The following is a 13,119-nucleotide window of genomic DNA, read 5'->3' as shown; positions in this document are numbered from 1 at the left end:
GCCGCCGTGCTGCTGCACGTGCTCGGCAGCGCGGCGGGCGGTGGCGTACCCCAGTGGAACTGTGCGTGTCCCGGTTGCTCCGGGGCACGTACACACCCGCACCGGCGCCGCCGCCACGCCTCTCTCGCCGTACAGGCGTCCGACGACCACTGGTATCTCATCAACGCCACCCCCGACATCGGCGACCAGATCGAGGACTGCCCGGCCCTGCGGCCCGGTCCCGGTTCGCGGCGGACCCCGATCGCCGGGCTGATCCTGACCGACGCCGAACTCGACCACACCCTCGGCATCGCCCGGCTGCGCGAGGCCGGCGCCGGCGGACTGGAGTTGCTCGCCACCGACCCCGTACGCGAGGCACTGCTCACCGGGCTTCGCCTGGAGGCCGTCCTCGGCCCGTACACCCCCCTCACCTGGCGCGAACTGTCCCCGGCTCGGCCCGTACCGCTCACCGAGGACTCGCCCCTCACGATCAGCGCGATCCCCGTCTCCGGCAAACGCCCCCGTTACGCGGCCGAGTTGCCCGTGCCCGACGGGGACTCCTGGGTCGTGGCCCTGCTTCTCACCGATCGCGCCGACGGGGCGACGGTCGTCTACGCCCCCGCGCTGGCCGCCTGGCCCGACGCTCTACAGGCCGCTGTCGAACAAGCCGACTGCGTGACCGTCGACGGCACGTTCTGGGACGACGAGGAGCCCCGGCGCACGGGCATCTCCGCCCGCACCGCGACCGGTATGGGCCACCTCCCGATCGACGGTCCTGGCGGCACCGCCGAGCGCCTGGCGCCGCTGCGCGCCCGCTGTCTCTACACCCATCTCAACAACACCAATCCCCTCGTCGATCCGAACGCACCGCAGTACAAGCAGCTGGCCGACCGGGGCATCGAGGTGGCCGGAGACGGAATGGTGATCCAACTGTGAGCACAGACAGCGGCTCAGTAGACGTCGGTACAGGTGTCGCGACCGGCTTCGAGGACCGGCTGAGAGCCGTGGCCCGCGACCACTACCACGACCGTCACCCCTTCAACGTACGGATGCATCAAGGGGAGTTGACCCCTGACGAGCTGCGCCGCTGGATCCTCAACCGGTTCCACTACCAGCGGCACATCCCCGTCAAGGACGCCCTGGTCCTGGCCAAGCTGGGCACCCCGCGACTGCGCCGGATGTGGCTGCGGCGGATCGAGGAGCACGACGGCCGGGCCGAGGGAGAGGGCGGCATCGAGCGGTGGCTGCGGCTGGGCGAGGCCGCCGGGCTCGACCGGGCCGAGCTGCTGTCCGGCGAGGGAGTGCTGCCCGGCGTACGGCTGGCGGTGGACGGATACGTCAACTTCTGCCGGCTCCGCTCCCCGTTGGAGGCCGTCGCGGCGTCCCTCACCGAGCTGTCCGCGCCGGACATCATGCGCACGCGCATCGCCGCGTTCGAGCGTCACTACCGGTGGATCGACGCCGACGGGCTCGCGTACTTCCGTACGCGCGAGACCCAGGGCCGGCAGGACAGCGGCGAGGCACTGGGCCTCGTCCTGGACTGGGCCCGCACCGAGGCCGACCAGGAGCGTGCCGTGGCGGCCCTCGCCTTCAAGTGCGACGTGCTGTGGTCGCTGCTCGACGCGATCGACCACGGTGAGCGGAAGGAGCGCGCATGACGGTGACTGTGACCGGGACTGTGACCGGGACCGGGTGGCGGCCGGCGCTGGCGCGCTCGGTGGTGCTCCGCCACGACCGGGTGCGCCGGGCGGACCTGCTGGTCCTGCCGGAGCGGGTGGTGGTCCTCAGCGGCCGGGCGGCGGACATCCTGCGGCTGTGCGACGGCCGACGGCACGTGGACGAGATCGTCGAGGAGCTGGCGGCCCGCTTCCCCGGCGCCCCCGTGGCGGCCGAGGTCCCCCGGTTCCTGGACCGCGTACGTGAGGAGGGCTGGCTGCGATGACAAGCCCACCGCCGGACACGGCTCCGCCGCCTCCCTGGGCCCTGCTGGCCGAACTCACCCACGCCTGCCCGCTGCACTGCCCCTACTGCTCCAACCCCCTGGAACTCACGCGCCGTTCGCACGAACTCTCCGCCGAGGAATGGGACGACGTGTTCCGGCAGGCGGCGGACCTCGGCATCGTGCACACGCACCTCTCCGGCGGCGAACCGCTGCTCCGCCGCGACCTCACGGCGGTCGTCGCCGCCGCCGAGGGAGCCGGGATCTACACCCAACTGGTCACCAGTGGCGTCGGGTTGAGCGCGGCGAGGATGTCCACGCTCGTGTCCGCCGGGCTGCGCAGCGTGCAGCTGTCGGTGCAGCACGCGGATGCGGTGGCGTCGGACCGGATCGGCGGTCACAGGTCGTTCGGGGCGAAGGAACGGGCCGCCGCTCTCGTACGGGACGCGGGTCTGCCGCTGGGTCTCAACATCGTCCTGCACCGCGACAACCTCGACGCCGTCGACGACATCGTGGACCTGGGCGTGGCCTGGGGCGCCGAGCGGATCGAGCTGGCCAACGTCCAGTTCCACGGGTGGGCCCTGCGCAACCGCACCGCGCTGCTGCCCACCCGCGACCAGCTGTCCCGCGCCCGGGACGCGGTCGAGCGCCGGCGGGAGCAACTGGCGGGCACCACCGAGCTGGTGTGGGTCATGCCGGACCACTTCGACGGGGTGCCGAAGCCGTGCATGGGCGGCTGGGGTGCGGTGTCGCTGACGGTCGCCCCGGACGGCGCCGTCCTGCCCTGCCCAGCGTCCCGGGACCTGCTGGGCCCGGACGACGTACCGAACGTACGCGACCGGTCCCTGGAGTGGATCTGGACCAGTTCCCCGGCCTTCGAGCGCTATCGCGGCACCGAGTGGACGGTGACCGGACCCTGCGGTGGCTGTCCCCGCCGCGAGATCGACTTCGGCGGCTGCCGCTGCCAGGCCCACGCGCTCACCGGTGACGCCGCCCGCACCGACCCCGCCTGCGCGCTCTCCCCCGACCACGCTCTCGTACGCACCCTGTCGCGGACGCCGAGCACCGACGCCGCGTCCGCCGACGCCTCGCGCTACGTCTACCGCGGGCTCGATCGCCACCACACGGAAGTCACGAGGGGTGTCAAGCGATGACCAGAACGCACCGCAGACAAGGCCGCAGAGACGTAGGGATCACCGTCGGCGCACTCGCCCTGGTGCTCACCGCCAGTGCCTGCGGCTCCGGCTCCGGTTCCCAGGACTCGGCCGACGACCCCATCGTCATCGGCGTCTCCTTACCGCTCACCGGCGACTTCTCCGAACCCGGCAAGGGCGTCGAACGGGGCTACAAGGCCTGGGCGAAGATCGTCAACGACAAGGGCGGACTGCTGGGCCGCGAGGTCGAGTTGAAGATCCTCGACGACCAGTCCAACGCCGACCGCGTCGTCTCCGACTACGAGCAGCTGATCGGCAGGGACGAGGTCGACCTGCTCTTCGGGCCGTTCTCCACCCGGCTCGTCGTCCCGTCCGCGCGGCTGGCCGAGGAGTACGGGATGCTCTTCGTCGAACCGGCGGGTGCGGCCCCGGAGGTCTTCGAGCAGGGCTTCAAGAACCTCTTCTACGCCGCTCCGGCCGTCGCCGACGACCACTACAACCTCCTGGCCGAGCACATCCTGGCCATGCCGGAGAGCGAGCGTCCCAAGACGGTCGCGTACGCCGCCATGGACGACCCCTTCGCCCAGGGAACCGCGTACGGGCTGAAGGAGAAGCTGGAGAAGGGCGGCGTCAGGACCGTCGCCGACGAGGTCTACCCGCCCAACACCACCGACTTCGGCAGCATCGCCGCCCAGATCGCCGACTCCAAGGCCGACATGGTGGTGGGCGGCACCCAGTACCAGGACGGCGTCAACCTGATCGTCGCCCTCCAACAGCTCGACTACCAGCCGAAGTTGGCCGCCTTCTCCACCGCGCCGACCGAGCCGGAGTTCGCCAAGGCCATCGGCAACAAGACCGAGGGCATCCTCGCGCCCACCGGCTACACCCAGAAGGCCGACTACCCGTCCAACAAGGAGTTCGTCGAGAAGTACACCGAGCAGTTCGGCAAGGCTCCGGAGGAGGACGAGGCCAACGCGTACACGACCGGTCAGGTGGTGGCCGCCGCCGTCGAGGCCGCCCAGTGCGCCTCCCAGGACCCGGACTGCCAGAGCAAGCTGGTGGAGTGGCTCCGCGGCAATCAAGTGGACACCGTCGTGGGCCCGTTGAAGTGGGACGACAAGGGCCGGCCGCAGAGCGCGCACATGATCCAGCAGTGGGTCGGCGGCGAGATCCAGATCGTGCTCCCCGAGGCGCAGAAGGAAGCCGGTCTGGTCTATCCGAAGCCGGAGTGGTGAGGCCGGCGTGCCCTCCGCGAGCCTCGTCTTCCAGAGCCTGGTCCTAGGCGTGCTGCTGGGTGGGCTGTACGCCCTCCTGGCGGCGGGCCTCACCCTCTACTTCGGCGTGATGCGCGTCGTGGTGATCGCCCACTCCGCCTTCCTGATCCTCGCCGCCTACCTCGCCTGGTTCGCGCACCGGGAGACCGGCGTCGACCCGCTCCTCACCCTCGTCGTCACCGTGCCCCTGTTCTTCGCCGCGGGCGTCGCCATGCAACGGCTGCTCCTCACCCGGCTCCGCCCGGCGACGCTCACCATGATGTCCGTGCTGCTGACGTTCGCGGTGGCGCTGGTCATCGAGGGGCTGCTCGGGTACGCGTTCAGCGGCACCCAGCGCCGGATCCGGCTCGGCTACAGCTCCGCGAGCATCGATTTCCTCGGGGCCCGCGTGGCGGTGGTGAAGCTGATCGCCTTCGGCATGGCCGCACTCGCCCTGCTCGGCCTCTACCTCCTCATGAAGCACAGCCGGTTCGGCCAGGCACTGCGCGCCACCATCCAACACCCGGACGCCGCCCGGCTGTTGGGCATCGACACCGACCGGATCGCCGGTTACGGCTTCGGTCTCGGCCTCGCCACAGCGGCCGTCGGCGGCACGGCACTCGCCCTCGACACCACCATCTACCCCTCGCTGCACTGGCACTGGATCGGCCCGCTGATGGCCATCATCGTCGTCGGCGGACTCGGCAGCGTGCCGGGCGCCGCCATCGCCGCCATGACGCTGGGCATCCTCCAGAGCCTGCTGCAACTCGAACTGTCCACCACCTGGGCGCAGACCGTCTTCTACGTCGCGCTCTTCGCCACGCTGGCCGTGAGGCCGCAGGGATTCTTCGGGGGGCGGCTTGCGCAACGGTTCTGATCCCTCTGACTTCAGGTCCAGCCTCGTCCATCCCCGGTACGTCCATATCGGCGTCCTGCTCCTGGCAGCCGCCGTGGCGCTCTCCTTCCCGTCCATGGCCCCGAGCCCCTACGAGATCACCGTGGGCATCGCGATCCTCAACTACGCGGTGCTGTCCACCTCCTGGAACTTCGTCGGCGGCTTCACGGGCTATGTCTCCCTGGGACATGGGGCGTTCGCCGGACTCGGGGCGTACGGCACCGGACTGCTGGTCGCCAAGGGCGAACTCCCGCCCTTCGCCGCGCTGTTCGTGTCCGCGGTGCTGGTGGCTGCGCTCGCCGTTCCGGTCGGCTACGCCGCCCTGCGCGTACGCGGTGCCTCCTTCGTCATCGTCTCCATCGCGCTCGTCCTCATCCTGCTGCTGGTCTTCCAGAGCTGGGCCTCCCTCACCGGCGGTTCCCGGGGCCTGGTCGTACCGAGGCCCTTCCCCGGCATGCTGCGTGCCGACCACCACCGCACCTTCTACTTCCTCTTCCTGGCACTGCTCGCGCTGGCCCTGCTGGTGTGGTGGATCATCGACCGCTCACGGTTCGGCATGGGCCTGAAGGCGATCCGCGAGGACGAGGACAAGGCGCAGTCGCTCGGCATCCCCACGTTCGCGTACAAGCTGGTGGTCTTCGTCGTCTCCGCCGCCTTCACCTCGCTGGCCGGCGGGTTGTACGCCCTGTGGTTCGGCGACCTCGACCCGGTCTTCCAGTTCTCCATCCTCAGCGGGTCGTACATGGTGCTCATGGCGTTGCTCGGTGGCGTACGGCAGTTGTACGGGCCGCTGCTGGGCGCGCTGATCGTCGGGTACGCCCTGGAGTACTCCAAGGTCGAGTACGGGGACACACCTCTGCATCTGGTCGTGGCGGGGCTGCTTCTCGGCGTCGTCGTGACGTTCATGCCGGACGGCGTCATCCCGGCCGTCGGCGCCCTGCTCGGCCGGTTCCGCCGGACCGGCGACGCCTCCATACGGGAGGTGACCGCGGCCGAACTGCGGGAGCGGGGCGGGGAGTTCGAGGAGACCGACGGGCGCGACGCGACGGAGGTGAGGAACAGTGAACGAAGCGGCACCTGAAGAGGCATCTGCTGGAGTGGAGCCCGAGCCGAGCCTCGCGACCACCGGGCTCACCAAGGCCTTCGGCGGAGTCACCGCACTCGACTCGGCCACCGTGACCTTCCACCACGGCAAGGTCAACGCCCTGATCGGGCCCAACGGTTCGGGCAAGACGACCTTCTTCAACTGTGTCACCGGGATGATCCGCCCGGACTCCGGCCGCGTCACGTACCGAGGACGCGACCTCACGGGCAGCCCCCCGCACCGGATCGCCCGCGCCGGCATCGGGCGTTCCTTCCAGCTCTGCCGGGTCTTCCCCCGGATGACCGTGCTGGACAACCTCCTCGCCGCCGTCCGGCCGCGCGGTCTCACCAGACAGCTCGGACGTTCGGGCACGCGTGCGGAGACCGAGCGGGCCCGTTACTGGCTGACCCGGATGGGCATCGAGCACCTGGAGCAGGCCGAGGCCCGCCAACTCTCCTGGGGGCAGCAGAAGTTGCTGGAGCTGGCCGGCGTACTGACCAGCGAGCCGGAGCTGATCCTGCTGGACGAGCCGGCGGGCGGGGTCAACCCGGCGCTCATCGACCGCATCGGCGACCTGGTGCGTGAACTCAACGCCGAGGGACGGACGTTCCTGATCGTCGAGCACAACATGGACATGGTCATGAGCCTCAGTGACCACGTCGTCGTCTTCGACCGCGGCCGGCCGATCGCCCAGGGCCCGCCCTCACTGATCCAGTCCGACGAACGAGTACTCGGGGCATATCTTGGCGTCTGACGCGCACACCGACCCGGGCTCGGGGGCCGGCTCCGGCACCGACCCGGCCTTCCTTCTCGAACTCGACGACATCCGCGCCGGATACGGCCGGGCGGCGCTGGTCCTGCGCGGGCTGACGGTCCGCGTACCGGCCGGGGCGATCGTCTGCCTGGTCGGCCCCAACGGGGCGGGCAAGTCAACCGTGTTGAAGGTGGCCAGCGGTCTCCTCACCCCGCGCTCGGGCCGGATCCTCGTGGACGGCGAGGACGTCACAGGCCACGGCCCGCAGCGGATGCTGGCGGCCGGGGTCGCCCATGTCCTCCAAGGCCACAGCGTCTTCAGGGAGATGACGGTCGCCGAGAACGTCCTGCTCGGCGGCTACACCCTGCGGGACAAGGCACTCGTCGCCGAACGGGCCGACTTCGTACGGGAGTTGTTCCCGGTCGTGGCCGAGCGGTGGACGAGCCTGGCCGGGCTGCTCTCCGGCGGGCAGCAGAAGCAGGTGGAGTTCGCGCGTTCCCTGATGGTCGAACCCCGGGTCGTGCTCCTCGACGAGCCGTCGATGGGGCTCGATCCCAAGGCGACCGGGGTGGTCTTCGAGCAGATCGTCCGGATGCGGGACGCGGGGACCGCCGTCCTGCTGGTCGAACAGAACGCGCGGCGCGCCCTGGAGGCCGCCGACACCGGCTGTGTCCTCGATCTCGGCCGGGTCCATATCGCGGGCCCGGCACGGGAGTTGCTGGCCGACCCGCAGCTCGGCGAGCTGTATCTGGGCGGTCGGCCCGCACGCCGATGAGTCCGATGACGCCAAGGAGAACCTTGATGCGCAGCAGACGGAACACGCTCGTGACAGCAGTCGCCGCACTGCTGACCGCCCTGGCCGCCACAGCAGCGGCACCCTCAGGAACAGGAACAGGAACAGGGATGGGAGTGGGGGCAGGCCCCGTACTCCCCTCCCTCCGCCCTCACCTGGCGGCGTACTACGACTTCGAGCACCCGGTCCGCGGCAACCCGGCGCGCGAACGTGACCTGGGCTTCTCCCGTACCGACATCGACCTGGTCGGCGGCGGGACACGGATGCGGACGTACGACGGAGCGCACCGGGGCAGCCGGGCCTCGCTCCAGGTTCGGCAGGTCACCCCGGCCACGAAGGGCAACGACGACTGGAAGGCGGGGGTGTACGGGCCGTCCGGCGTGCCAACTCTCCGAGCGTTCAACGGGGTTGAGGGGATGACGGTGATGGGCTGGTTCAAGATGACCGGCCCGAACCCGGCCCTCAACAGCAACACGGCCGCCCCGGACGACCGTTACGGCGCCGTGGGCCTGGCCGGAGTGCTGTCGGGGGACTCCGACGGGCACGCCGTGCGGGGCCTGCTGGAGATCATCGAGGTGAACGGCGAACTGCGGCTCGTAGCCCTGGGCCGACGCGTGGACGGGTCGGCTTCGCAGACGTTCGCCGCGTCCGAGGACTGGCGGACCCTGCTGCCGGTCGGCGAGTGGGTCTTCCTGGCCGCCACCTTCGACTTCGACACGGGAGCGATGGCGCTGTACCGCAACGGCCGGCCGCTGGACGGCTCCTACACCGTCCCCGGCGACCCCTGGGACCTCGCGGGCCCGGGCCCGCACCGCGCATCACCGACCGACCCGCGGGGCATCAAGATCGGCGGCAGCTTCCCGCAGAACACCGTCGAACGCAATCCCTGCGACTGCCGCATGGACAGCCTGATGTTCCTGGACAACGCGGTGGGCGGCGACCGGATACGGGCCCAGTACCGCCTGATGGCCGCCCACTGACGACCCATGCAGACAGACAAAGGAGTGCCATTCCCATGGCCGCATCTCCCGGCACCAGACCCCGAGCCCACTCCCCTCTGATCCTTCTGATCGCCCTGGCCCTGCTGCTGTCGGCCCTGGTCGCACTCCCCGGCACAGCGCTCGCGGCGGCTGCCGGCCCCCTCACCGACCCCATCCCCGAGCGCCCCGCCGCCTCCGGCATCGGGCTGACCGTGGAGGAGTACGCCTCCTTCCCGAAGACCGATCCGCCGCCCGGCCCGGTCACCGACCCCCGGCTGATGCGGCAGGCCCGCATCAACTACCTCAGCGAACTCCCCGACCGCTCGGGCCGAAAGGCAGTACCCGACCTCAACGGCAAGCTGTACTTGGTCCGGGACGGCAGCAGCCCCCGCCTCTACCTGGACATCGCCGCCGCCTTCTCCCCCGCGTTCTTCGCCAGCCGGGGCCTCGGCCAGGGCTTCGGTTTCGTCACCTTCGACCCCGACTTCCGCCGCAACGGCCGCTTCTACACCGTGCACACCGAACTGGCCTCCGCCACCACCGCCGTACCCGACTACCGCCAGCAGGCGTCCACCGTCTACCACGGCATCGTCACCGAGTGGACCGCCACCGACCCCTCGGCCGACACCTTCAGCGGCACCCGCCGCGAAATCCTCCGCATCGGCTTCACGGGCACGATCCACGGCATCCAGCAGATCGACTTCAACCCGACGGCCGGACCCCACGACCCCGACCGCGGACTGCTCTACCTAGCAGTCGGCGATGGCGGCCAGGGCGTAAGAAACACCGAGCCGCAGAGCCTCTCCCTCCCCCACGGCAAGATCCTGCGCATAGACCCGCGAGGTACGAACAGCGCGAACGGCAAGTACGGAATCCCGCCGGACAACCCGTACGCGGGCGTACCCAGCGCACTCGGCGAGATCTACGCGTACGGCCTGCGAGACCCGCACCGCTTCAGCTGGGACCCGGCGGGCAGCCACCGTATGTACGTCGCCAACATCGGCCAGCACGCCGTCGAGTCGGTCTACGAGGTGCGCGCGGGCGACAACTTCGGCTGGAGCGAACGCGAAGGCCCGTTCGTCTTCGACAAGACGGCCACCGACCCCTGCGACCAGATCCTCCCGCTCCCCGAGGACGACGAGAAGTACGGCTACGTCTACCCCGTGGTCGCCTACGACCACGACCCGCCCGCCGACTGGAACTGCACCTCCGACGTCGGCCGGGCAGTGGTCGGCGGCTTCGTCTACCGGGGCAGCGACCTCCCCGCGCTACGCGGCAAGTACATCTTCGGAGACATAGTCGACGGACGCCTGTTGTTCGCCGACACCAAGGACATGCGGCGCGGCAGCGGGCAACTGGCGCAGCTGTACGACCTGATGCTGTACGACACGAGCGGCAAGCGCGTCACGATGCGGGACCTGGCCCAGGACCCCCGGGTGGACCTGCACTTCGGCCGGGACGCCGAAGGTGAGTTGTATTTGTTGTCGAAGGCCAACGGCAAGATCTGGAAGATCACCGGCACGCGCCAGTTCGCGTCCTGCGACACCACCGGCTCCCGGCTCACCCACGTCATGGACGGCCGGAACTGGGCTCCCGTCACCCCCTCCAAGTGGCGTTTCCCGGGCCGAGAGGCCGTCCTCGCGGAGGCCGGGGTCCAGCGCCCGGGCCCGCGCCGCCCGTACGAGTACGCGGTACTGACGGCGGGCCCGGCGGCGTACGGCGACGTACGGATCGACGCGGAAGTCCGCATAGACACCCCGGTCGAGACGACCAACAGGGACGTGATCGTCGTCTTCGACTACCAGTCGGACACGAGGTTCTCCTACGTCCACCTGTCCCAGGACAACACGATCTACCCGCACAACGGCATCTTCGTGGTCGACGACGCCGACCGCCTGCGCATCGACGACCAGTGGAACGGCACGACGGGCGCCCCGCCGGCCATCACCGACACCGCCTGGCACAAGGTACGGGTGGTGCGCTGCGCGGGCACGGGCGAGATCGCGGTCTACGTCGACGGCTCGAAACGGCCACTGATGACGGCCGTGGACACGACGCTCGCCTCCGGGAGAGTGGGCTTCGGGTCGTTCGACAACACGGGACGGCTCAGGGGGCTGAGGGTTTCGTCTCCGTGAGGGTGCGCTGGGACGGCCTGGGGGTGTGTGGGCGGCTCGTACTCCGCTACTCCGCTACTCCGCCCCCGGCCGCATCGTGTCCGAGAGGATCTCCGCTCCGGGGGCCCACTTACTGGCGGTGCAGGCGACGGGGTAGTACGCAGTGAGGGCAGCGGACGAACCGACGTTCACGTGGATCGCCGGCCCGCCCCACAAGAAGCACCACAGCACGCCGGACAGCTGTCGCGAGAGCGTCAGCCGGTTCTGCGTCGTCGCCGGTGAGAGCGCCGAGCGCCTCCTGGCAAGGAATCGAGTGGTGCACGCGGCACGAGCGAGGCCGTGACCGGCTTCTGGTTCCGGTCGCGGCCTCGCTCGTGTGCCTCGCTCGTGCAGAGGTTACTGCTGTCGCGGTCAGCCGACGGAGACAGCCTCGGCGGGGTCTGTCTCGTCCGCGACCGCGGAGGGCTGCGAGTTCTTGGGGCCGCAGAGGGCGACGTAGACGAACAGGGCGCCCATGATGACGAAGCCTGCCCACATGGCCTGCTGCCAGCCGTCGACGAATGACTGCCGCGCCGCGTGGAGCACGTCCGGTGCGTGTGGTCCGGTGCTGCCCGCCACCTCAACGGCGTTGGCGACGCCTTCCCGGGCGGTGTCCGCGGCGCCTTGGGGGATGCCGTGCAGCTTGTCGAGCTTGTCGTCGATGGCGTTGCGGTAGCCGGCGGACACGAGTGCGCCGAGCAGGGCGACGCCGAGCGCGGTGCCGAATTCGCGGGTGACGTCGTTGAGTGCGGAGGCGACACCCTGCTTCCCGCCCGGCAGGGAGGCGGTGATGGCCTCCGTGGACGGGGTCATCGACAGGCCCATGCCGACGCCCATGGCGAGCAGGCCGGGCAGGACGGACAAGTAGCCGCCGCCGACGGAGACGTACAGCGCCATGAGCGCCATGCCGACGCCTGCCAGTGCGATGCCCACGAGCATGGTCGAGCGTGCGCCGATCCCCGCGGCCAGCCTGGGGGCCAGGCCGGAGGCCGTCATCATCGCGAGGGCCATGGGCATCATCGCGACCGTGGACAGCAGGCCTGACCAGCCGAGTACGGCCTGGAAGAACGGGAAGAGGAGCACGCCGATGCCCGCCTGGACACCGAAGACCACCAGCAGTGTGACCGAGCCACCCGACAGTCCGCGCTCCCGGAACAGGCGCACGTCCAGCAGGGAGGCGTCGCGGCGGTGCAGCTCCCAGGCCACGAAACCGATGGTGGCGATGAGGCCGACGGTCAGGCCGACCAGCGTCTCGGGCGCGGTCCAGCCGCGTTCGGGGCCTTCCTCCAGAACGAAGATGAGGCCGACCACGGCGACGACGGAGACCAGCGCGCCGACGGTGTCGAACCGATGGGCCGAGGTCTCGCGGGAGTTGGGAACCGACTTCAGCGTCATGGCCAGCGCCACGAGGACCAGGACCGCGGGCAGGACGAACAGCAGGCGCCAGTCGGCCACGTCGACGAGGAGCGCGGAGAGGAACATGCCCAGGATGCCGCCGCCTCCGGCAATACCGGTCCACACCCCGATCGCCTTGCCGCGCTGCTCTTCGGGGAAGGTGGAGGTGATGACCGCGAGCGTGATCGGCATGATCATGGCAGCGCCGATGCCGCCGGCCACGCGGGAGGCGAGCATCACCTCCGCCGTCGGGGCCAGGCCCGCGACCACGGTGGCGATGCCGAAGACGCTCAGTCCGGCGACGAGCATGGGCTTGCGGCCCAGGCGGTCGCCCAGGGCACCGAGCGGCAGCAGCAGCGCGGCCAGGGCAAGGGTGTAGATGTTGATGATCCACAGGACCGTGCTCTGGGAAGCACCGAATTCCACGGCCATGTGAGTCTGCGCAACGTTCAGCCCGGTCACCGAGGCGATGACCGCCATCAGGGCGATGGAGACGGTGATCAGGATCATGCGCAGCTGCCGCGCTTCGGGGGCGCCCCGGCCAGTGGCCTGCGCGGCCGGTACGGGCTGGTTCGTACTCATGGATTCCTCTCGAAAAGGGCATGCCGGGTCAGCGCCGGAGCAGGGCCGGTCGCCGGTGAAGGGGGTGGGCGAGTGGGCGCGGCCCGGGCCGCCGCACGCATCGAGGGCGTACGGCGGCCGGTGCCGCGCCGGGATGTCAGAGGGCGGAGGTTTCGGTC

At 70.2% G+C, this 13,119-nt stretch carries 12 protein-coding genes; 11 read left to right on the top strand and 1 reads right to left on the bottom strand.

Going from position 1 to position 13,119, the window contains the following annotated elements; translation table 11 throughout:
* The first annotated feature begins 6 nt into the window (after positions 1 to 6).
* The 11 genes from pqqB to OG787_RS30620 are packed head-to-tail and all read left to right on the top strand — an operon-like array spanning position 7 to position 10,966.
* The gene (gene pqqB / locus OG787_RS30670; RefSeq protein WP_405537228.1) at positions 7 to 915 is read left to right on the top strand and encodes a pyrroloquinoline quinone biosynthesis protein PqqB; all 909 of its coding nucleotides are present in this window, start codon (positions 7 to 9) and stop codon (positions 913 to 915) included.
* Positions 912 to 1,637, top strand: a complete 726-nt coding sequence (pqqC, locus tag OG787_RS30665; protein WP_369033512.1) for a pyrroloquinoline-quinone synthase PqqC — start codon at positions 912 to 914, stop codon at positions 1,635 to 1,637. Before pqqB ends, pqqC begins: the two co-directional genes overlap by 4 nt.
* Complete coding sequence (pqqD, locus tag OG787_RS30660) at positions 1,634 to 1,921, top strand: pyrroloquinoline quinone biosynthesis peptide chaperone PqqD (protein WP_369033511.1); 288 nt, start codon at positions 1,634 to 1,636, stop codon at positions 1,919 to 1,921. The genes pqqC and pqqD overlap by 4 nt, the downstream gene beginning before the upstream one ends.
* Positions 1,918 to 3,072 (top strand): pyrroloquinoline quinone biosynthesis protein PqqE, encoded by a 1,155-nt coding sequence (gene pqqE, locus OG787_RS30655; RefSeq protein WP_405537227.1) that lies wholly within the window; start codon positions 1,918 to 1,920, stop codon positions 3,070 to 3,072. Before pqqD ends, pqqE begins: the two co-directional genes overlap by 4 nt.
* Positions 3,069 to 4,307: an amino acid ABC transporter substrate-binding protein gene (locus tag OG787_RS30650; protein WP_405537226.1), complete on the top strand. Its 1,239-nt coding sequence runs from the start codon at positions 3,069 to 3,071 to the stop codon at positions 4,305 to 4,307. The genes pqqE and OG787_RS30650 overlap by 4 nt, the downstream gene beginning before the upstream one ends.
* 7 nt (positions 4,308 to 4,314) lie before the next feature.
* Complete coding sequence (locus OG787_RS30645; RefSeq protein WP_405537225.1) at positions 4,315 to 5,202, top strand: branched-chain amino acid ABC transporter permease; 888 nt, start codon at positions 4,315 to 4,317, stop codon at positions 5,200 to 5,202.
* Positions 5,186 to 6,301, top strand: coding sequence for a branched-chain amino acid ABC transporter permease (locus tag OG787_RS30640; RefSeq protein ID WP_405537224.1), 1,116 nt, complete (start codon positions 5,186 to 5,188; stop codon positions 6,299 to 6,301). The genes OG787_RS30645 and OG787_RS30640 overlap by 17 nt, the downstream gene beginning before the upstream one ends.
* Positions 6,282 to 7,058 carry an ABC transporter ATP-binding protein gene (locus OG787_RS30635; RefSeq protein ID WP_405537223.1) on the top strand — a complete coding sequence of 259 codons (777 nt, stop codon included), beginning with the start codon at positions 6,282 to 6,284 and terminating at the stop codon, positions 7,056 to 7,058. Before OG787_RS30640 ends, OG787_RS30635 begins: the two co-directional genes overlap by 20 nt.
* Positions 7,048 to 7,833 carry an ABC transporter ATP-binding protein gene (locus OG787_RS30630; protein ID WP_369033505.1) on the top strand — a complete coding sequence of 262 codons (786 nt, stop codon included), beginning with the start codon at positions 7,048 to 7,050 and terminating at the stop codon, positions 7,831 to 7,833. Before OG787_RS30635 ends, OG787_RS30630 begins: the two co-directional genes overlap by 11 nt.
* A gap of 26 nt (positions 7,834 to 7,859) precedes the next feature.
* Positions 7,860 to 8,831 (top strand): hypothetical protein, encoded by a 972-nt coding sequence (locus tag OG787_RS30625; RefSeq protein WP_405537222.1) that lies wholly within the window; start codon positions 7,860 to 7,862, stop codon positions 8,829 to 8,831.
* A 35-nt stretch (positions 8,832 to 8,866) separates the two neighbouring features.
* On the top strand, positions 8,867 to 10,966 hold the full coding sequence (locus tag OG787_RS30620) for a PQQ-dependent sugar dehydrogenase (RefSeq protein WP_405537220.1): 2,100 nt from the start codon (positions 8,867 to 8,869) through the stop codon (positions 10,964 to 10,966).
* Positions 10,967 to 11,356: 390 nt separating this feature from the next.
* Here the strand turns inward: OG787_RS30620 and OG787_RS30615 are convergent, their stop codons facing one another.
* Entirely contained in the window at positions 11,357 to 12,961 is a 1,605-nt protein-coding gene (locus tag OG787_RS30615; protein WP_405537219.1) for an MFS transporter, read from the bottom strand.
* Between the last annotated feature and the right edge of the window lie 158 nt (positions 12,962 to 13,119).

This window comes from Streptomyces sp. NBC_00075 (assembly GCF_045041225.1).
Taxonomy (GTDB): domain Bacteria; phylum Actinomycetota; class Actinomycetes; order Streptomycetales; family Streptomycetaceae; genus Streptomyces; species Streptomyces adonidis.
This window is presented reverse-complemented; position numbering and strand designations above follow the sequence as displayed.